Origin of the sequence: uncultured Methanobrevibacter sp. (genome assembly GCF_902801725.1) — an archaeon.
Classification (GTDB): domain Archaea; phylum Methanobacteriota; class Methanobacteria; order Methanobacteriales; family Methanobacteriaceae; genus Methanocatella.
Genome location: NZ_CADCJB010000006.1, coordinates 31,773 through 52,857, shown reverse-complemented (window position 1 = coordinate 52,857; position 21,085 = coordinate 31,773). Strand labels below are relative to the sequence as shown.

The following is a 21,085-nucleotide window of genomic DNA, read 5'->3' as shown; positions in this document are numbered from 1 at the left end:
GGTTTTTATAATGTTTTTGTCAACTAATACATGTGATGGAAAAAGAGATTGTATTAAGAAATGCCCTACAAAAGCCATTAAATATGTCAATGGAAAAGCATTCAGCTGTCTTACCTGCGGAATATGTCATAAAAACTGTCCGAACGGAGCAATATTCCAGAATATCTATGGTGGATATGTTGTAGATAGGGCTAAATGTAACGGCTGTGGAATGTGCATGTACAACTGCCCTACAAATAACATCACTATTGAAGATGGAATCGTTTATGGTATCTGCTCACGTTGTGGAGTTTGTAGCGAAGTTTGTCCAAATCGTGTCGATGGATTTGAAGTTGAAAAGGACAAACAAATTAATTTGATTAAATCATTTAATATTTTAAATCCTCCATGGGATGATATTCCTCACAAGCAGTCAAATAAGGCTGCTGAAGTTTCAAGGACATATGTTGGAACTGATGTGGATAAGTGTATCCTGTGTGGCAGATGTCGGGAATACTGTCCGACAAGTGCAATTAGAGTATCCATTGATAGAGATGAAGGAATTTGTAGTGAATGTAGGCTTTGTGCTGATGTATGTCCAAACGGATCAATGAATAAGTTGCAGATGGTTAATAGGGGATCATGTACACTTTGTCTGAACTGTATGAAGGCATGTCCTCATGGTGCAATTTCTGTCGATAACTTTAAAATCATTGTAAATAAACTTAATCAAAAACCATCAGGTTCTATCGTGTCATGTCTTAACTGCGGTTTATGTGCAGATTTATGTGAAAACGGATCATTGGTAAAGGATAATGGCAAATTAAGATATGATCCAACTTCAGATACTGAAGATGTGGCTCATGAGATGGCTATCAGGTCATGCCCTATCAACACATTGCATGAGGATGAGGAGATGTTCATCTATGATGAGTATGATGATAAGGAATTGCCTGCCTTATCCGGTTTCTGCGTATCCTGTGGAAAATGTGTCCAGGTTTGTGATGAAACTAACGCTCGTCAATTCATGACTCATACATGGGATGGTAAAGTGTCTGATGATTGTATTTCATGTGGAATATGCTGTGAAGTATGTCAGGAAGATGCGATTACCTTAAACAGAGGGTCAATTTCTGTTGATTTGGACAAATGTATTTTATGCGAAAACTGTGCTGTCCATTGTCCTGTTGATGCCATTCCTAAAACTACATTGTATAAGAATGAGATTAAGGACGGATTCAATTTCATTGAACAGCAATTATGCATGCATTGCGGGCTATGTCATAAAATCTGTTCATATGATGCTATTGATGAGATTGATGGTCAATTTGTTGTTAATGAAGATAACTGTACATATTGTGGAGCATGTAAGAATTCATGTCCTGCAAAGGCATTTTTATTTGAAAGAAATTTTAAAGATTCAATAGAGGGTATTTAAATGAGCAATTTACTTAAAATAGCTTTAGAAGGAGCTTTTACTAACTTTAAAAGAATCTTTTTTGCAGCCGATAGGGTTACTGATATGGAATTGAGAAGACAGATATCCACCCTTTCAGTCGAAGTTGATGACAGAGTCGATGAATCAGCTTGTATTGGGTGCGGTGGTTGTGCTAATGTCTGCCCAACAGGCGCAATTGAGATGAAAGGATTGGCAAGTCCTAAAAAATTAACTGATAACTGGATTAAAAGTGAAGTACCTGAAATTAATCTTGAAAAATGTGTTGTATGTTACTATTGTCATGATTTTTGCCCAATATTCTCACTTTACGGTCAGAAAGGAACAATACATCCAAGCTGTGTTGGTGACCAGAAAGTGGACCTTGACGATTGTCTAAATCAACCGTTTAAAATTTCAGATGATAAACTCAAAGTTATTTCACAATATTTATCAGATAATACTGTATTAAGAAATAGGGAGGAAGGTGATTAGATGGGAATTAAATCATTTTCAAGAGCAAGAGCAATACACGTCATGTTGGTTTATACTGGCGGATGTAATGGATGCGACATTGAAATTGTTAATTCAATTTTATCACCAAGATTTGATGCTGAACAATACAATGTGTATTTAACATGGAATCCTCGTGAAGCTGATGTTCTGGTTGTCACAGGACCTGTTACATATCATAACAGAAAACCATTGGAGGCAATATATGAAGCTATTCCTAATCCTAAATTGGTTGTGGCTGCAGGAAGTTGCGCTTTGATGGGGGGAGTGTATAAAAATTGTTCTGCTGACATCCCGTCAGAGGAAATCGAAGGACCTGTTGAAAATATCATACCGGTCAATGCAAAAATTCCGGGTTGTGCCGTAAGGCCTCAAGATGTTTTGGCAGGAGTTGTATCATTATTACCTATATTATTAGATGCGGATTAGAGAGGGGATCAAATGGATGAAAAAGTACCGAGAAGCAAAATAATTGAAACTGAAATTCCAATGGGTACAGTTCACCCTGCTGCATTGGAGCCATATAGGGTAAGGTTTTTTGTAGAGGATGAGATAGTTCAAGAAGCTGAAATCACTATTGGTGTTAATCATAGGGGAATAGAAAGAATCATGGAAGGACTTCCTGTTGAAAAAGCCAATTCACTTACTGAAAAAATTTGTGGGATCTGTTCAAATTCACATATATGGAATTCATGCAGAACTGCTGAAATAGGATTAGGCATTGAAATTCCTGAAAGAGCTATGTACATTCGTGTTATTATGGGTGAACTTGAACGTTTGCATTCACACTTCTTGTATTTGGCGCATGGTTGTGAAGTATTGTCTCATGAAACATTTTCAATGAGAGTATTCTATTTAAGGGAAATCGTAATGGAACTGCTTGCCATGATTGGGGGAAACAGAGTTCAGTACGGTTGTTCCGTTTTAGGTGGAGTAAGGCCTAGATGTGATTTGGATGAAGCCAAGCTGTTAAGACTTAAAGAGGATATGGATAAAGTAGAAGAGGGTTTGACAGATTTTGCAAATAGATTCACTTCCGATTCTATTGTAATGTCAAGGATTTCTGGCATAGGTGTTCTTCCTCAAAAACAGGCCATAAAATTGGCAGTAACTGGACCAACTTTAAGGGCAACCGGCGTTGCAAGGGATTTGAGAACAACAATGTTTGAATATGATGACTTTGACTATAATGTCGTAACCCAACCTGATGGGGACGTCAAGTCTAATCTGCTGATGAGGGCTCTTGAATCATTTGAATCCATCAAGATTATTCGTCAGGCAATTGCCAATATTCCTGAAGGAAAAGTAATCAACAGGGATTGGGAAATGTTTGACACAGATATTATTGAAAGTTATATTGAAGTTCCAAGAGGAACATTGTATCATTCTTATGCTCTCGAAAGTGGTAGAGTAAGGCACTCTATTATCAGAACACCTTCAATGTCTAACATTGGTGCTATGCAGTATGCATGCATCGGAGACCAGCTTACTGATGCACAACTCTGTATTGTACAATGCGACCCATGTTTCACATGTTCTGACAGGGCAATTGAGGTTATTAGGAGATAGATTATGTTTGAAAATACTGTTATTTATTCAATTCTTGCAGTAATTATTACAGTGCTTGTTTGTTTTGTAATTTCAACATTGCTTCCGGGAATTGAAAGAAAATATATTCATGCAAGAATTCAACAAAGAATCGGGCCGATAGTAATTTCTCCGGGAATAATGGCTCCAATCAAATTCATGTTTAAAGAAAATGTTGAAGTTTCATCTCCTGTTTCAGGATTGTATAAATCATTACCGATAATCTGTTTTATTGTAGTTTTATGCATTCTTGTTGCATTAACTCCTCAGGCATACCAGATTCCTGCTCTTTCAAGCCTGGTGGCTATTGTTGGATTTTTAAAAGTCGAAGAGATATGTTACGTATTGATGGGGGCATTGTCTAAATCTGTAATGTCTGTCAATATGCCGTTTCCGGATTTAATAAAAGGTGCGACCCACTTGAATGCCAACAGATCATTTATTGAAGATATAAGTGCCAGAAGATCATTAAGAATGATTACTTATGGTTCTTTTCCATTATACTTGGCTTTGTTTGCTCCGATAACTGCGGCAGGCAGTATTTTCCTGTCTGATATTGTGGCATACCAACAGGCAAACGGACCATTTTTATTTACATTATCCGGAGCAATTGCAGCTATTGTATTCTTCATAGGATATATGATAATATTGAATGAATATCCGTTCTCAATCATTAAGGCAAAAAGCGATGTTATTGAAGGACCTTACATGGAATATGCATCTAAATACAGGGCTGTTGTTTATTTAACTAGAGGATTTTTCATGTTTGTCCTTGGTGCAATATTTTCAGTATTGTTTATTGGAGTGCCTCCGACAATTCTTTCATGGGGAATTCTAATTAATGTTGCTGTGGCATTGATATTTGTATTCATGATGGGAATCTTTTCTGCATTCAGCCCAGTATTTACAAACAGGCAATTATTGCCTACAATTTTGGGAGCAACATTGCTTGGAATATTGGCTATTGTGCTTGGATTATTATGAGGTGATTATTTTGAAGTTTGTTATGAGACCATATCATATGGTAAGTCTTGGAGGATACATCGTTGAATGGGATTTTCCATATAGGAATGTCATCGTTGTAAATAAAACCTCTGAATCAATCAAGATTGAAATACCGGTTTTTCATGAGGAATGGATTGCTGAACATAAGAATTTGGGTCTTGATGTTATTCCGGTAACTGATAAAGACAATTTTTTAAGCTTATGGAAAAGAGCGCATGCTGAATTAGATAAAATTAGGCCAAAAAATGAATGATTATACATTAACAATTCAATCATACGAAAAAAAAGGAGTTTTGGATGATATTACTGATGTTATCACTTCTCATGGTGCTAATATTAGTTATGTTCATCTTTTTGTTGAAAAAAATAATATGGGTTCCATTAATTTGGAATTGGAGCATGTTGAAGATATTGATTATTTGCTTAATGATTTGAATAAGATTCGTGAAATCAAGTCTGTAGAATTGCATGGTTCCCAGTTGGATATCTATGGTAAGCGTATAATTATTGTTGGTGGTGGAGCGCAGGTATCTCAAGTGGCAAATGGTGCAATCACAGAGGCAGATAGGCACAATATACGTGGAGAGCGTATCAGTATAGATACCATTCCTTTAGTCGGTGAAAAAAACTTGGCAGAAGCTATTGAAGCTATTTCAAGGTTGCCTCGTGTTAATGCATTGGTCTTGGCAGGTTCACTTATGGGTGGCGAAATTACTGAAGCGGTTAAAAATGTTAAAGAAAAAAGTAATTTGATTGTAATTTCCCTTAACATGCCGGGCAGCGTTACTGAACATGCCGATTTAATCATTACAGACCCTATTCAAGCAGGTGTACTTGCAGTAATGGCAGTTGCCGACACTGCAGTGTTTGACATTAAAAGACTAGGGGCCAATATAAAATTTTAATTTTTCATGCTTATGGACATATAGGGGAGTTTTTTTTTTTAAACTCCCTCTTTTTTAGATTATTTGATGCAATAATTTTCATATTGGCATTTGTTACATTTTTTAGGATTTATCTTAACGTTTGGAAGCTTTTTATTTTCAATTATCTCTTTTATTTCTCTTATCACTTCAAATAATCCCTTTCTTAGATTGACATCCATCACTACAGGTCTTCTTTCATTGATTTTTTCATAATCGACGAATCCCACGAAAACTTCAGTATCAAATTCATCTTCAAGAAGTATTGCATATGATACCAGTTCGATAGCATCCTGGTCCCAAACCCCTTTTAATGGTGGATTGGTGCTTTTTATTGTAACTGGATAATATTTTCCATCAACGATCTCTATTTTGTCACATACTCCAATAAGTTCCAGTTGGGGATCCTTTAATAGATATGAATACATACAGTTGGGAAAAAACATGTCGATTATTGCGAATGCATCCTTTTTATAGATGGTCATGGCCTGTTGTATTCTCAATGCGGTTATTTTTATATTGAAATATGTGCTGTCTATTATTTCATTGATTTGTTCTGGATCTATTGGTAAATCCATTGAAATTATTGCATTGGTATTGCTTTTGATAAATGAATCAATGTTTTCGGATAGTTCGCTTTCAATTTCTGCAATACTCATTTCTTTTTTTACTTTGCGCATATTCTTTTGAATCAAATCTTGAATGTCAATTTTAAGCTTTTTTATCTCAATGGCCAGTTGGTATTCATTGCTTTTTTCGCTATCGTTGAATGTTTGAATATATAGGCTCATTGGACAGAACATATGTGCTTTTATTGAAGAAATATTTATCATATTATAACCTCTTAAATTTTGTAATATTACTTTAAACTTAATAATATAAATAATTAGAAGTTATAAATGCGTTAAATTAGTTAAAATAAAATAAAAAAAGTAAATAGCTAGTAATTTAGCTATTTAAAGTTAATTTCACACGTTGTAGTAATCTTTGTTGATTGCTGGCAGTTTTGTAAAGATGATTGGAACAACAATTAATACTATGGTTAATATTATCATTATTGTTGTACTGAGGCTATCGGCAGTTGTTAATGTTGAATAAATTCCTTGAATCCAAAGGCCTCCAATACAAATTGGCAATATGTATTTAATAACGATTTTCCAGGTTTTTCCTACTTTGATTGTTGAGTTGTTGTTTAATGTTTCAATCAGGTTATCGAATTTGTAAATCCAACCGAAGATTATGCATTCAATAAGTACTGCAAGTAATAATGCGAAATTGTTTAAAAATCCATCGAATATTCCTAAAATTGTACTTCCTATGCCGGTTGCAAATAGGGTTGAAATAAGAAATCCTATAATGCAGACAACTGTGGCGGTTTTTTTACGATCAATGAGGAATTTTTCAGAAATTGAATAACAAACTCCTTCAAGAAGTGCAATAACGGATGTAATTCCAGCGAATAATATGCACAGGAAGAATAATGGTCCAATTATATATGCTGCAGGTCCCATTATATTGAATACTTGTGGGAAAACAACAAATGCAAGTCCGGTTCCTGATGTTACAAGTTCATTAAATGGAATTCCGCTGGTTAATGTCATAAATCCTAAGATGGAGAAAATTCCGATTGAATTAAATACTTCAAATCCTGAATTTGAAAATGCTACCAGAACTGCATTGTCCACTAATTTTGAGCCTTCAGGAAGGTAGCTTGCATATGTCATAGCGATTGCCATACCTAAACTTAGTGAAAATACGATCTGTCCAAATGCGGCTAGCCACACGTCTAAATTGGTTAGTGCAGACCAGTCAGGTGTAAATATCTGCGTATAACCTACGGATGCACCAGGTAATGTTAGGGAAAATGCAACAATAACTACGACGATTATACATAGCAGTGGGAGCAATATTTTACTTACTTTACCAATTCCTTCGTTCAAATCTCTTTTAAGAATCAACCATGCTAAAAACCAGATGGCGAATACTGATGCAAGCACTGTTGGAACGATTGTAAATATTCCAGATATTGAATCTGTTGAATGTAAAACACTATTTGTAAAGTATAAATCAGGATTTGATCCCCATGCTTTTGTAAAACTTAGGAAAATGTAAATTAAATCCCATCCAACAACACAAACATAATAAGTTGTTATTAAAAATACGACTAATAGTATAAACCATGCTATGGGTTCTAATTTTTTACTAACTGAAAATAATATTCTTGCAAGTGACTTTTTGAATCTGAATCCCACAGCATATTCTACAAGAACAAATGAAATTCCAAGTAAAAATAGGGAAACAATATATGGAATCATGAATGATCCTCCACCATTGGAGTACAAAACATTTGGGAAACGCCAAATGTTTCCAAGACCAACAGCAGAACCAATCATTGCCATCATAAATGCAAGATTACTATTCCACTCTTGTTTTTTTGTCTCTGTCATTTTATCACATTAAAGTTAATATTATTATTTAGGTTTTTGAAGTTTATATATTGATGTATTATTTTTGATAAAAATCTCTGAATAAATCCAAAAGATTATTTGGTCAATTTAAATAGTGTTTGTTTTCAAATCAACAATTATAATATGATTAATATGATTTTTGTTCAATTTTAGAAAAAATAGTGATATTAAGGGATAGTTCATTCAATGTTTTTTAAATAGGGTGGTGATGTTGCAATATGTTAAAAGATTAGATGAAAGGAGTTATCAAATTCTCCATTTCATATTTTGAGCTGTCTTAGACTGGGCTCTCTTTAAGCTTGAGATATTCATCGATGGCTTCACGGGTGGTTCCGACAACTATTCTGTAGTGTGAAAACTCGCCATTGATGATGACTTTTTCAACTTTGCCCTTGGCAATCACATGTTCGCCGTCAACAACTTCGCCGGCATAGGTATGTGTAAATGAAACAATTTCTGTTAACGGAAATTCCACGCCATCTAAAACCTTAACGTTATTAATTGTATAAAGTGAAGGATTGTCAAATGCTCCAAGTGCACTTACGATGTCACATTCAATTTTTGATATTCCTTGAGGCTCATAAACTGTATCTCCCCATGTTCCTTCAATTTCATCATAATCTTTTGTAGCTAATATGTCAAATAATGTTCCATTGATTGTTCCTCTGTTTGCTTTCCTATTCTCGTACCATCTGAATTCTTCTTTGGTGAGGCTTTCATCGAACATTCTTTTATCGTATACGAAATCCCAGTAATCATTGGTAATTCCTTCAACGGTAATGTGCTTGTCAACTTCTTCGATGTAGACCTCTTTTCCTCTATTTTCTTTAAAAGCAGCAATTGCTCTTCTGTGATTGTCCAAACCATAGACAACAAAGTCAAGGTCGGATACGTCACTTTTTTGAAGGCCGGGCAGGATTGAACCTGAAATTCCCAAGTGGTCATATGGAATGTCTGCCATGAAATGGAAAAAGTCCGCAACATCCATTAATTTTGAAATCAATTCCGGATTTTTGACTTCCCCTCCTTCATCAAAAGTCTTTTTAAGGCCTAAAAGCCTTTCTTCAGGTTTTATTATTTTTTCAACTTTATCCAATGGAACACCCATCATTTCAACATTGGTAACTTCTGAAAAATACAAATAATCGGGATAGTTTTCACGTAAATATGAGTATGCCTCTTCAGATCCTACTTTTCTATAATGTTTTCCGTCTTTTTCACGGTCTCCTTCAGGGTCTGGTATATACCTTAAGAATGAGATTACCCTATTTTCCGGGTGGATGTAATTGGTGGATGCGAAATACAAATCATCGCTTGTGTAGACAAAGTCTCTTGTTCTTACTTGCTTCATAATTTTTACTCCTAGTTTTAATTTTTAATTTTAATTAATTAAAATTTTACTAATGATGCCGTGTTAGTTCGGGTCGTGATGAAAGTTATCAATTCAATTAATTTAGGTTATATTTAGATTTTTTTTTTTGTTTTAATCTCAATATTTAAATAAAAATAAATAGTAATAATAAGTTATGACTATTACTCATAAGCATGTTGATGAAATATTTGAATATGATGGAAGTCAAATCAATCCGTCATGGGCTTTTCAGGAGTTTGGAATTTATGGATCGTCTATAATTACATGGATCGGCCCAGTTAACATCGCTCCGGATAATCTAAAGGATTTTGCCGATGTTGGTTTGGAAATCAAATCAAATTATATGGTTAATTTCATATGTGAGTTTTTTGACCAACAGCCTACAAATATGCGGGTTTCCTATTTAAGGCAAAGACTTTTGGTCATGATATTTAGGGAAATACTGACAGAATATGGCATTTCAACCAAAAGAGAGGGAGATGATATCTTTGTTGAAAATAGAAAATTGTCCATTTCCATTGCTAGTGTTTCTTTAAGCTCTGCTAAAATACACTTTGCACTTAATCTGGAAGATAAGGGAACTCCGGATGATGTGGAAACCATTGGATTATTTGATATTAAAGTCAATGGCGAATATGTATTCAACAATGACAATTTGTTAAATTTAATTAATGAAACTGTTTCTAGGTTTATTGATGAGTTGGAAACTATTGAAAATGATATAAGTAAAACTAAGGTGTTAGGATGAAAATTTTAGTAAATGGTATTCAATCAAATTTAAGATTTTCTTCTGCCCATGTAATTCCAGGTCATGAATCATGTGGATTTATTCATGGCCATTCCTATTTTGTTGATATTGAAATTGAAGGTGAAAGGGCAGGCAAATTCGAATTTGTAGTTGATTTTAAAGATATTAAAGCTTATACTAAAGCAATCTGCGATGAACTAGATCACAGATTGTTAATTCCTGTTTACAATGATTTGATAGAATTTAAAGAATTTGATAAGAACAAAGATTCAATTTTTGATTTGAAAAAAGAAAATTCTGTTAGATTTAAAATTGATGGTAAAGGTTATTCTGTTCCTGCAGTTGACTGTGTATTTTTACCATTGCCATATACTTCAGCTGAAGAATTGTCCAAATTTTTCGCAGAAACATTGGCTAAAAAATTATCTGAAACTTATGACAATTTGGAATACGTTTCAGTATGTGTAAATGAAGGAATTGGTCAGGGAGCAATGTATAGGAAAGATATAGAATGAAAGCTCCAATTATTGAGATATTTTCCTCTTTTCAGGGGGAAGGTCTTTTAATAGGTCAAAGACAGATTTTTGTTAGATTCGCAGGTTGCAATTTGAATTGTAATTATTGCGACACCAATGATAGTAAATCTGAAAAATCAGGCAAGTTAATGACACCTCAGCAAGTAACTGATGAAATAAATAAATTATTAACTCCTGATTGCAGAACTATTTCATTTACTGGAGGTGAACCTAGTCTGTATCCAGACTTCATTAATGAAGTTTCAAAATTAACTGAATTAAATATTATGCTGGAAACAAATGGGACTCTGCCGGATAACATTGATTTGATTGATAGATTGGATATGGTTTCTTTGGATATTAAATTGCCCGAACATTTTGACGGTGATTTTGATGTTGAAATTTTTTCCAATGAAATTAAATCACTAAATTTATTAATGGCGAAGTCTATAAATGTATATTGTAAAGTAGTTATATTGCCTTCAACAAAAATAAAGTCATTTAAAGAGGTAATCAAAAAATTATCAGATAATATTTCAAGCAAAAGTAACCTTCAAATAATTATCCAACCTTCTAGTCCATTAACTGAATGGAAGGACCTTAATTTTAAATTATTTGAGTTTTCAGAAATTGTTGGGCAATATTTTGAAGTTTCCACCATTCCTCAAATTCACAAAATTTTGGATATTGAGTAATATTTTTGTTTTTGATATAGTGATTTTATTTTTATAGGTAGTATGATTAGTAGAGGTGTGAAAATGAAAGATAAAACATCCATTAACAGAAAATCAAACACAGGCGCAATTGAACGTGAAACTAAAGTTCATGATAAAGAAGGAGACATCATGGCTATTGCATCAAGAGATGTAATTTCAATTCCTCCTTCAAAAAGTATCAAAGATACTGCTAAAGTAATGATGGAACATGAATTTAGAAGATTACCAATTACCGACCCTGGTTCTGGTAAGGTGTTAGGTATTGTTACAGTAATGGATATATTGGACTTCTTTGGTGGAGGAAGCAAATTTAACATTATTGAAAAAAAATATGAAGACAACTTCTTGGCAGCTATCAATGAACCGGTTAGAGAAATCATGACTCGTGATGTAGTTTCATTGTCCAATAAGGCTTCAATTGCAGAAACTATTGAAACAATGTTGTCAAATCAATTAGGTGCTATTCCTCTTGTTGATGGTGATGAAAAACTTGTCGGTATCGTAACTGAAAGGGATATTGCATTATCTTTAGCAGGTATTGCTTCTAAAGAAACTGTACAAGATTATATGAGTGCTAAAGTATTCACTACAACCCCTGGAACTCCTCTTGAAGGAGCATGTAAAATCATGGTAAGAAATGGTTTAAGAAGAATTCCTATTGTTGGTGGTGAAGCTGATATCTCCAAAGCAGCTAAAAAATTATTAGGTATTGTTACTTCTACCGATATTATTAGATTCTTAAATGCAAAGGAATTATTCGATAATTTAAATTCCAATTTGGCCACTGATGTCTTAAAAACAGTAATTTCCGAAATCATGGTTAAAGAACCTGTTACAATTCCTCCAACTATGACTATCGGTGAGTTATGCGAATTATTTGCTGAGAAGAATATTGGTGGTGTTCCTGTAGTTAAAGATGATAAAATAATGGGAATTATTACTGAAAGAGATATTTTAAGAGCAGTAAAAAGATATTAAACATTTAATGGGAGATGATAATATGCAAATTAAGAATTTGATGTCTGAAGATTTAATTACTATAGATAAAGACCAAAATCTTTCTGATGCATTGAAATTGTTACGTAAACATAATGTATCTCGTTTACCGGTAACCAACAATAAAGAATTAGTGGGAATTATCTCTGAAAGAGATATCGCTAATAAGCTTGGTTCATCAAAATATGAAAGCATGCCTGCATCAAGACTTCATATTTCATCTGTAATGGTTAAAGATGTAATTACAGTTCCTCAATCAATGCAATTGGATGAGGTGGCAAAAATAATGTTGGATAAAGGAATTGGATCCGTTCCAGTTATGGATGAAGATAAAATGGTTGGAATTGTATCCAAAGCTGACTTTGTTACTCTCGCAGTAGGAATTGCATTCGATAAGATTACTGTAAAAGAAATAATGTCTAAAGATTTAACAGTTGTATCTCCAACTGAAAGAATTGTCCATGCTAGAAGACAAATGATTGAAGCTAGAATCGGAAGAGTGCCTGTTGTAGATGATGATAAACTTGTTGGAATGATTACTTCTAAAGATTTGATGAGAGCTTTCATTGACTTTAGAAAAAAAGTTCCGGAAAAATATCAGAAATCTCAAATTAAGGAGCTTCTGGTTGAAGACATAATGTCTTTAAATCCGACATCTGTCTCAAAGGACATGTCAATAACCGAAGTGTCAAACATTATCATGGAAACCGGTTTTAATGGGTTACCGGTTGTCGAAGATAATCAGGTTGTTGGTATCATAACCCAAACCGATATTTTAAGACTAATTCAAAAATTAGAATCTTAAATATCCTTTTTTTTATTTTTTTGGAGGGGTTCGCATTTATTCAATCTCTTTTTTAGGGCCTAAAGGAACATTCAGTCATGAAGCTGCAAGCATTGTTGGCGAGAATCTTGTTCCGTATTGTACCATTCCTGCTGTAATGGAAAGCATAGATAATGATGAATGCTTATATGGTGTTGTTCCAATTGAAAATTCAATAGAAGGGCCGGTTGGCATTACTTTGGATCAATTGGCACATAAATACGATTTGAAAATATTCGGAGAAGTCATCATTCCTATCAATCAAAATCTGATTGTCAATCCTGGAACTAAAATGGAGGATATTGAAGATGTGTATTCCCATGCTCAGGCTATTGCCCAGTGTCAGGAGTATATTCGAAATCATAAAATTCAGCCTCACTATTCAATAAGTACTGCAAAAGCGGCTAAAAGTATCATCGGTGAAAAATCAAAGGCTGCCATCTGCAATAAGAAGGTTGTTGAATTGTATGGTTTGGAAATTCTGGAATCAAATATTCAGGACATGGACAATAATGAAACAAGATTTGTCGTACTTTCAAAAGAGTCTCATGAAATGACAGGCAAGGATAAGACATCAATTATCTTTTCTATTTATGAAGATCGCCCGGGCAGTTTGTATCATATTTTGGGAATTTTTGAAAAAAATAACATTAACTTAACTAAAATTGAATCCCGACCATCTAAAGAGGGTTTGGGCAAATATCTGTTTTTTGTTGATTTCAATGGTCATATTGATGATGCATTAGTTAAAAATATTTTGAATGAAATTGAAGAGAATACTTATTTTTTTAAAGTTTTAGGTTCCTACCCTGAATTTTAGGTAAACTTATAAATTAATATTGATATATATTATAATGTTATAAAAGTTCGAGGAGGTAGGGAATGACAGACGATAGAGAAAGACTTCTTAAAATCATGAGCAGTTTGGAACATGATTACAGGTCCGGAAAAATTTCTGCCGAGAAATATAGTTATTTTCGTTCTAAATATGAAGATAAGTTAAATACTATTGATGCTAGGGCAGCATCTAATAGAATCCGGTCTATGCAAGGCAAATCTGCCGATCATTCTAAAAAGAAAAAGAGAAGTAGAAAACCTACCAAAAATAGAAAGAAAGAAGAACAAGATTTGGTTCAAAAATATATTATTAACCCTAAAAAGGGTGACGCAAAGTATAATCGTAAAGAAAAATCTTCTATGGATAGCGGCACTTTTAAATTGTTATTGCTATTGATATTGGTAGTTGGCTTCACTGCAGGTGTAGCTTATGGTATTTTTAATATGGATTTTGATACCGTGTCTCAGGCTAATTCCATAGCGGTTGTTCAAGATACAGCATTCCTCGAGCTTAATCAAACTTCCACTCCAACCACTTCAACTGCAACTTCATATACCAACTATAGCTCTTCTGATAGTAGTTACACTCCAACATCCAGTTCTGTCGAAACTACGTCCTATTCTTCAAGTAATTCGAATAGCTATGATTCGGGATCAGATTCATCTTCAAGTAGTTCAAGTAGTCAGGATAGTGGTTCTTCAGACCAAGGTTCTTCCTCTACAGATTCCGGTGGCGGTTCAAATCAGCAATCTGGAGGTAATGGGAATTAATTCCTATTGAGGTGATTTTAATGAATGACAGTTTATTAAAAGGAAGTATTGTATTTTTAGCATTGATGATTGTATTTGTATCTATGGCATGTGTTAGTGCAGAGTCAAACGATACATCTGTTTTAACTTTATCTAAATCAGGTATTACAATTAAATATCCTTCTAATTGGGGTTATTCAGATTCTCTTTCATCATACTCTATAATGGCTATTTCAAAAGCGGACTCTGTTGACTCTTTCGGTGTAGGTCAAGTAAATATAAATATAGAGAAGAAACCTTTTGACGGTGATTTTGGGACATTTGTAAATAGCACCTATGAACCTATGAAAAATAATAATAATTATGATCTGGTTTCTTCAGGTCCATCCATGATTGCGGGACATGAGGCTTTGGAGTATATTTATACTTCCAATCAGAATAATGTTGTAAAAGAACATAAAGCGGTTTGGTTTGAAAAAGGTGGACAGGCTTATGTTTTGCTTTATAGTGCACCGGTAGATAAATTTGATTCTAATTTGTATGTATTTGATTATATTTTATCAGACATTCAAATTACATAATTTCTTTTTTTTGGTGTTTTAAATGATTATTTTATGTGTTACTGGTAGTATTGCTGCTACCGAATCTATTAAGTTAGCTCGTGAACTTCGAAGAAATGATGTTGAAGTAAAATGTTTTATGAGTGAGGCAGCTTGTGAAATTATTCATCCGAATTCTATGGAATTTGCTACAGGAAATAGCGTAGTGACTAAATTGACAGGGGATATAGAGCATGTCAAGTATTCTCAGGAAGATTTGATTTTGGTTGCTCCGGCTACCGCAAACACAATATCGAAATTTGCCAATAGAATAGCCGACAATCCTATTTCAACCTTATTGATTACTGCTTATGGTCACGATACACCAATTATTTTTGTTCCATCAATGCATGATTCCATGTATAGGGCTATTGAAGAGAATATAAAAAAGATTGAACAAGAAGGGTCTGCTATTTTCATTAATCCTAGGATGGATGAGGGAAAAGCCAAATTTCCGTCAAAAGAGGATATCGTTCTTGAATCATTAAGGGCTATAAACTTGAATAAAAAGGACTGATACTATTAAAGGCAAAAATATTTTAATAAGTATGGGCGGAACATATGAGCCTATTGATTCAGTTAGAGGTATAACCAACAAATCCTCTGGAAAAATGGGTTTAGAATTGGCTAAGGAGGCTTATATTCGCGGTGCTAATTTAACTTTGGTTGTAGCTAATGTTACTGTGGAAATTCCTTCTGTTTTTAATGTTATCAATGTTGAAACCGGAGTTGAAATGAATAATGCCATTTTGAGTTTGGTTCCTGATAATGACATTTTTATTTCTGCGGCTGCAGTATCTGATTTTCAATTTAGAAAGAAATCAGATAAAAAAATTGATTCAAGCAAATCATTATATCTTGATTTGAAGCCTACTACAAAAATCATACGTCAAATTAAAAAGATTAATCCTGATATATTTTTGGTTGGCTTTAAAGCGGAATTCAATATCTCCCATGAGCAAATGGTGAAATGCGCCAGAAAGCAGATTTCAGATGCTGGGACTGATTTAGTCGTTGCCAATGATATTTCAAAGCAAGGATGTCAGTTCGGATCTGATAACAATGAGGTATTGCTTGTTGATGATAATGTTTTATCTGTTCCATATGCTTCAAAAAAGCAGATTGCAAAAATAATTTTCGATGAAATTTCAAAAAGATTATAATTGCATGTAGATGTATCCATTAATAAAACTATTTTTCAAAATATCTTTCTAAATTTTTAAAATATTAATCAATTATTTAATTAGTTATATTGTAAATCATCATTTATTTTAATCATTATTTTAATATAATTGATTGCAATCTACAAGCAGATTCTTGAAATTGATGAAATGTTAATCTGTTCCATATTTCTTTTTTTACAGTTTTGAGTTAGAATTAATTTTGTTTTTGTCATGAATTTTGTGTAATTGATGTGATATTAATTTTAATTTAAAAAGCTATTTGATTTGATTTTTTGATAAAAAATATAATATTCTAAGCTGATTAGGGCATTGATAAGTAATACTTTTTCAAATAAAATAAGCAAATTAATCTTTGATAAAAAGTTTTTTTAAAATTAGTATTTTAATAAAATAAGTTCATGCCTTTAGGCGTTAGTTAAATGGAGTGATTAATAGAGTGAATCAACCTAAAGGACGTTTCAATGAACTTTTATTTTATTTGCATTAGCATATATAATATTTAATTTTATAGTATAAAAAGGTAACTGAGTAATACTTTCTGGCGGTTTTTGTAGTAATATTTTATTTTTCTTAGAGCTATTTTTTAGTTGATAATCACTCAAAAATTGGGTGATTTTTTTCAAGGATTTTTACTTGATTGTCAATGCGTTATTGTCTTTTTTGTGGGGGTGTTGTTTAGGTTTTGGTTATTTTTAAAAAATTTTTCGTGTATTCTCTTTTAATATCTCCTTAATTTTTATTTGGAATTTCATACGTTTCTGATTTGGATAATTTTTATTTTAAAATTATTATTTTAGCATTTTATTCAATAATTTTTTGGAATATTTTTAATTAAATAATTTATAATCTTATAATAGTCATTGGCAAGTTAGTTGGATATATTTTTAGGTAATGGGATATATTATTTCTTTTTGGTAATGGCGTGAAAAATTAAATCAATATGACTGTCCTGATTTTTATTTAATATTGAAAAATTTAATAGTTTCTTGTTAGATTTAATGTATGTAGCTGATTTTGATTTTGATAGTTTTTTTGAGGTTATCCAATTTTAGTATTGATCAATTATAAACTTGGCATACTCTCTTCGATATGTGTGGAGTTAATTGTTGATTTATATCATTTTTTTATCTTAATTACTTTGAAAATGAAATATTGCTTTTAATTTCTAATTTGGGGAATGAAAATATTAATAAATCATGAAATAATATCTAATTGTATCAATTTTTAATTTTTTTAGAGTTATTTTTTTTTAAAAATTTCTTTCCACTAAAAATGCAATATGGTCCTTTTCGTAAGGTTCCAGTTTTACCTTTTCAATAATCTTAAACCCTTTTTCCTTTAATTTTTTCTCTTGTTCCTTGAAAATCTTTTTAGGTTTTTGCACAACGTCAATACTTCTGGCCTTTATCATTAAAAGACCCATTCCATCATCCTTTGAAAACAGATTCATGTTTCTCATAAACAATTCGCTTTGTGTTGGCTGAGCTACATCACAGTATACGAGGTCTGTTTTTTCAACAATGTTGAGATATCCTTTAGGTTTGGTTGCATCACCTAAAATCGGAGCAATATTAAACCTCTGACGTGAAAGTTGAACTAGCTTTTTGGCTGTTGTCGGTGAAAATTCAACAGCATATATCTTTCCGTTGGTTACAATATCTGAAATGTGGGACACGGTTGTTCCGGTTGATGCGCCAAGGTATAGTACTTTTGAAGTGTCCTCGATCTCCAGATTTTCCAATCCATTTAAAAGGGCAGCTGCTAATTTGGAACGTCTTGGATTCCATATTCTATACTCATCATCTTCATTAATTAATTCTTCACCATAAACGGAAATTCCAGGATTTAAATTTTTGGTTGCAACATTCCCGTCCTTATAATAAACTTTCATGGCCTATCTCCTTTTCTTTTTCTTTCTTCTTTTTTTGCTTTTTCTTTTTGATTGGGACTTTTCTTCTTTTCTTTTTTTGGTAGTTTTTGTAGGGAATGGATTGTTCTTTTCTATTTCTTCTGCTTTTTCTTTAAACTCTTCTGAAACATTTTCATCTATGGTTTTGGTAAAAACATCCCTTCTGACTGCCAGGGATATTTTTCCTGCAAGCATTCTGGCAATTTTTCCACGATTCCACCATTTGGCTCCTCTGACTTGAGGGTGTTGGTAAATCAAACCGTATTTCGGAGGTCGGTCTCCACTTTTCAAATGTCTGAATAATGCTTTTTCAGCACCCATTATTTGAACTGTACTTGAAGGATACATTGCAAGTCTTTTAATTCCTCCTGCATGCGAAATTAATTTTGCACCTAATGTTGGACCTACTAAAAGCCTTAAATTAGGGGCAATGTCTTCCATTTTGTGATCTATGTATTCTTCAATGTTTTTTCTTGATTTTTGAAGTTCGAAAATTGATTTGGCATAATTGTTCATTATTTCCAAATCCTCCGGGTTGATGTCATCTTCAATATCGATTATATTATTTGGAAATGCATCTGGTTTTTCCTTTATAATTTCATCTTTGGTTTTATTTTGAGAAATCAGCTTGATATATGTTTCATTATTCTTAATTATGTCCATTTCGGGGAAGTATAATGCATACCATTCTCTTATCCTTTCTATTAATTTTGATATTGTTTCGTCTATTTCATCAATGGAATTAATAGCCTGAATTAGGTGTTTATCCTCTGTGGCAGATTCTTTTTTAATTTTATAAATTGCCAAATCCTGATAGATTTCAGAAATTTCATCAGAATTCAGGCCAAACTTATCATAATTGTTTCTTAAGTATTCTCCAGCCTGATTTGGGGTCTGGATTTTTACTTTTTCATTATTGTAATCAGATAGTCTTTTGTTAGTTTCTATGATTACTTCATCATATTCCTTCAAAACTTCTTCAATAATCTCGGCTTCTTCCTTGACAATTTTTTTATCATCAATTTCGGCTAATCTTTGAATTATTTCATCTTCCGGAAATAATTTCTCGGATATTAATTCATCATCACTATTGAAAGCTAGAAATCCCTTGATGCAGTAGGTTATATAACATTGCATGAATTAAAATATTTTTTTCATTTTTAATAAGTATTTTTATGGGAATATTTAATTTATTTGAAAACCAAACTATTCCTATAAGATTTTAATTGCTATTTTTCGGATTTGTAATCATGTCAAAACAAAGTTTTAGAGATTTAAAAAATGAAATTGAATTAAAAAATGCTGAAATTGACGAGCTTAATATGGACCTTGAACAAAAAAAGGAAAAGATTAACAAGCTGAAGCTGTATTCAACCAAATTAAAATATGAAAACAAAAATTTGGAAGATAAGCTGGATACTAAAATAGATTATGACAAGGCAAGAATGAAGGAATTGGATGATTTGCAGGAAAAAATCAATGAAAAAGAAGAAATAATTGAAGATAAGCATGATCAGGTGAAATATTTGAGGTCTTTGATAGATGATTATAAGCAGCAGATAAGGTCAAATACTGAAAACCTGGAGCTCCAACTGAAAAAAATTTCTAAAACTTATGAAGAATTGCTGAAACAGAAGGATGTTATAATTGAAAAACAGGATGAGCATATTGATAATTTAATTAAATCAAAAGAAGAAATTATCAAATCTAATAAAACTAATGTTATTAGTCTTAAATTACAAAATGAAAAATATCAGGAAATCATTGATAAATTTACAAAAACTAATTAAATAATTAATTACAAAGTTGGTATTATGTTAAAAACAAATATTTGTGGTGTGGAATTTAGAAATCCATTGATGTTGGCTGCAGGAATCATGGGAAGTAATGCCTCATCAATGAATTGGATTTTAAAATCTGGTGCGGGAGGAGTAGTTTCCAAATCTTTTTCCATAAATCCGCATCCGGGTTATGTAAACCCTACAACAGTCGCTGTTGATGGGGGAATTATTAATGCTATCGGGCTTTCAAACCCTGGTGTTGAAAACTTTAAGGAAGAGTTAAAAAAGATAGATCATGACAATAATGTTGTAATCGCATCAATTTACGGTGCAACACCTGATGAATTTTCTACATTGGTCGAGGAAGTTCAGGAATATGTGGACATGATTGAATTGAATATTTCCTGTCCTCATGCGATGGATGGATATGGTGCATCCATTGGTCAGGACTGTAACCTGTCACATACAATCGTTTCAGCTTCAAAAGATGCTTCTGAAGTTCCGATTATTGCCAAATTAACACCTAATGTAACTGACATTACTGAAATAGCAAAAACCTGCGAGGATGCGGGTGCAGATGCATTGTCATTGATAAATACATTGGGTCCTGGAATGAAGATTAATATTGATGTCGCTCGTCCTGTATTGTCAAATAAATTTGGCGGAATGAGTGGTAAGGCCATTAAGCCAATTGCAATCAGCAATGTTTATTCAGTTTATGAAGCGGTTGACATTCCGTTGATTGGTGTTGGCGGAATATATACTTATGAGGATGTTGTGGAATTTATTTATGCAGGCGCAAGGGCAGTACAGATAGGCACTGCTATCATGGATGAAGGTGTTGAAGTATTCAGTAATATTAATGTGGGACTTGAAAAATTCATGAGTGAAAAGGGATTCTCATCCATTGATGAGATGGTCGGACTTGCACATGGGGAGTTGTAA

Annotated in this window: 24 protein-coding genes; 19 read left to right on the top strand and 5 right to left on the bottom strand. The window is 32.9% G+C overall.

Going from position 1 to position 21,085, the window contains the following annotated elements; all coding sequences use genetic code 11:
* The first annotated feature begins 10 nt into the window (after positions 1 to 10).
* From QZV68_RS02100 to QZV68_RS02070, 7 genes are read left to right on the top strand one after another with little or no spacing between them, the layout of a single operon-like run.
* A complete protein-coding gene (locus tag QZV68_RS02100; RefSeq protein WP_296878132.1) occupies positions 11 to 1,417 on the top strand; it encodes a 4Fe-4S binding protein in 1,407 nt (468 codons plus the stop codon).
* The gene (locus tag QZV68_RS02095; protein ID WP_296878130.1) at positions 1,418 to 1,909 is read left to right on the top strand and encodes a 4Fe-4S binding protein; all 492 of its coding nucleotides are present in this window, start codon (positions 1,418 to 1,420) and stop codon (positions 1,907 to 1,909) included.
* The gene (locus tag QZV68_RS02090) at positions 1,910 to 2,356 is read left to right on the top strand and encodes an NADH-quinone oxidoreductase subunit B family protein (RefSeq protein WP_296878128.1); all 447 of its coding nucleotides are present in this window, start codon (positions 1,910 to 1,912) and stop codon (positions 2,354 to 2,356) included.
* Positions 2,357 to 2,368: 12 nt separating this feature from the next.
* A complete protein-coding gene (locus QZV68_RS02085) occupies positions 2,369 to 3,496 on the top strand; it encodes a nickel-dependent hydrogenase large subunit (RefSeq protein ID WP_296878126.1) in 1,128 nt (375 codons plus the stop codon).
* Positions 3,497 to 3,499: 3 nt separating this feature from the next.
* Positions 3,500 to 4,498 carry a respiratory chain complex I subunit 1 family protein gene (locus QZV68_RS02080; RefSeq protein WP_296878124.1) on the top strand — a complete coding sequence of 333 codons (999 nt, stop codon included), beginning with the start codon at positions 3,500 to 3,502 and terminating at the stop codon, positions 4,496 to 4,498.
* Between the two features lie 10 nt (positions 4,499 to 4,508).
* Positions 4,509 to 4,772 carry an energy-converting hydrogenase B subunit P gene (locus QZV68_RS02075; RefSeq protein WP_296878122.1) on the top strand — a complete coding sequence of 88 codons (264 nt, stop codon included), beginning with the start codon at positions 4,509 to 4,511 and terminating at the stop codon, positions 4,770 to 4,772.
* Positions 4,765 to 5,424 (top strand): DUF5612 domain-containing protein, encoded by a 660-nt coding sequence (locus tag QZV68_RS02070; protein WP_296878120.1) that lies wholly within the window; start codon positions 4,765 to 4,767, stop codon positions 5,422 to 5,424. Before QZV68_RS02075 ends, QZV68_RS02070 begins: the two co-directional genes overlap by 8 nt.
* A gap of 59 nt (positions 5,425 to 5,483) precedes the next feature.
* On the opposite strand, the gene cas4 is transcribed toward QZV68_RS02070, so the two are convergent.
* The 3 genes from cas4 to QZV68_RS02055 all read right to left on the bottom strand — a co-directional run bounded on the left by cas4 (position 5,484) and on the right by QZV68_RS02055 (position 9,261).
* Positions 5,484 to 6,275 (bottom strand): CRISPR-associated protein Cas4, encoded by a 792-nt coding sequence (cas4, locus tag QZV68_RS02065; RefSeq protein ID WP_296878118.1) that lies wholly within the window; start codon positions 6,273 to 6,275, stop codon positions 5,484 to 5,486.
* A 135-nt stretch (positions 6,276 to 6,410) separates the two neighbouring features.
* Entirely contained in the window at positions 6,411 to 7,889 is a 1,479-nt protein-coding gene (locus QZV68_RS02060) for a sodium-dependent transporter (RefSeq protein WP_296878116.1), read from the bottom strand.
* A gap of 298 nt (positions 7,890 to 8,187) precedes the next feature.
* The gene (locus QZV68_RS02055; protein WP_296878115.1) at positions 8,188 to 9,261 is read right to left on the bottom strand and encodes a DNA polymerase subunit beta; all 1,074 of its coding nucleotides are present in this window, start codon (positions 9,259 to 9,261) and stop codon (positions 8,188 to 8,190) included.
* A 175-nt stretch (positions 9,262 to 9,436) separates the two neighbouring features.
* Here QZV68_RS02055 and QZV68_RS02050 point away from each other — a divergent pair, with 175 nt between their 5' ends.
* The 10 genes from QZV68_RS02050 to QZV68_RS02005 all read left to right on the top strand — a co-directional run bounded on the left by QZV68_RS02050 (position 9,437) and on the right by QZV68_RS02005 (position 16,429).
* Positions 9,437 to 10,030, top strand: coding sequence for a DUF366 family protein (locus QZV68_RS02050; protein WP_296878113.1), 594 nt, complete (start codon positions 9,437 to 9,439; stop codon positions 10,028 to 10,030).
* A complete protein-coding gene (locus tag QZV68_RS02045) occupies positions 10,027 to 10,545 on the top strand; it encodes a 6-pyruvoyl tetrahydropterin synthase family protein (protein WP_296878111.1) in 519 nt (172 codons plus the stop codon). The genes QZV68_RS02050 and QZV68_RS02045 overlap by 4 nt, the downstream gene beginning before the upstream one ends.
* Positions 10,542 to 11,240, top strand: coding sequence for a 7-carboxy-7-deazaguanine synthase QueE (locus QZV68_RS02040; protein ID WP_296878108.1), 699 nt, complete (start codon positions 10,542 to 10,544; stop codon positions 11,238 to 11,240). Before QZV68_RS02045 ends, QZV68_RS02040 begins: the two co-directional genes overlap by 4 nt.
* Before the next feature lie 63 nt (positions 11,241 to 11,303).
* A complete protein-coding gene (locus QZV68_RS02035; RefSeq protein WP_296878106.1) occupies positions 11,304 to 12,239 on the top strand; it encodes a CBS domain-containing protein in 936 nt (311 codons plus the stop codon).
* Positions 12,240 to 12,261: 22 nt separating this feature from the next.
* On the top strand, positions 12,262 to 13,062 hold the full coding sequence (locus tag QZV68_RS02030) for a CBS domain-containing protein (protein ID WP_296878104.1): 801 nt from the start codon (positions 12,262 to 12,264) through the stop codon (positions 13,060 to 13,062).
* A gap of 34 nt (positions 13,063 to 13,096) precedes the next feature.
* Complete coding sequence (pheA, locus tag QZV68_RS02025; protein WP_296878158.1) at positions 13,097 to 13,900, top strand: prephenate dehydratase; 804 nt, start codon at positions 13,097 to 13,099, stop codon at positions 13,898 to 13,900.
* Between the two features lie 62 nt (positions 13,901 to 13,962).
* Complete coding sequence (locus QZV68_RS02020; RefSeq protein ID WP_296878102.1) at positions 13,963 to 14,688, top strand: endoglucanase; 726 nt, start codon at positions 13,963 to 13,965, stop codon at positions 14,686 to 14,688.
* Positions 14,689 to 14,708: 20 nt separating this feature from the next.
* Entirely contained in the window at positions 14,709 to 15,248 is a 540-nt protein-coding gene (locus QZV68_RS02015) for a PsbP-related protein (protein ID WP_296878100.1), read from the top strand.
* 22 nt (positions 15,249 to 15,270) lie between these two features.
* Entirely contained in the window at positions 15,271 to 15,783 is a 513-nt protein-coding gene (locus QZV68_RS02010) for a flavoprotein (RefSeq protein ID WP_296878098.1), read from the top strand.
* Positions 15,784 to 15,814: 31 nt separating this feature from the next.
* Entirely contained in the window at positions 15,815 to 16,429 is a 615-nt protein-coding gene (locus tag QZV68_RS02005) for a phosphopantothenoylcysteine decarboxylase (protein WP_296878096.1), read from the top strand.
* Positions 16,430 to 17,699: 1,270 nt separating this feature from the next.
* Here the strand turns inward: QZV68_RS02005 and QZV68_RS02000 are convergent.
* Positions 17,700 to 18,341 carry a fibrillarin-like rRNA/tRNA 2'-O-methyltransferase gene (locus tag QZV68_RS02000; protein WP_296878094.1) on the bottom strand — a complete coding sequence of 214 codons (642 nt, stop codon included), beginning with the start codon at positions 18,339 to 18,341 and terminating at the stop codon, positions 17,700 to 17,702.
* A 3-nt stretch (positions 18,342 to 18,344) separates the two neighbouring features.
* Complete coding sequence (locus tag QZV68_RS01995; RefSeq protein ID WP_296878092.1) at positions 18,345 to 19,496, bottom strand: NOP5/NOP56 family protein; 1,152 nt, start codon at positions 19,494 to 19,496, stop codon at positions 18,345 to 18,347.
* Between the two features lie 113 nt (positions 19,497 to 19,609).
* On the opposite strand from QZV68_RS01995, the gene QZV68_RS01990 reads away from it, so the two are divergent.
* Together QZV68_RS01990 and QZV68_RS01985 are read left to right on the top strand one after the other, a co-directional pair.
* Positions 19,610 to 20,149, top strand: coding sequence for a glycosyl transferase (locus QZV68_RS01990; protein ID WP_296878090.1), 540 nt, complete (start codon positions 19,610 to 19,612; stop codon positions 20,147 to 20,149).
* Between the two features lie 24 nt (positions 20,150 to 20,173).
* Entirely contained in the window at positions 20,174 to 21,085 is a 912-nt protein-coding gene (locus tag QZV68_RS01985) for a dihydroorotate dehydrogenase (RefSeq protein WP_296878088.1), read from the top strand.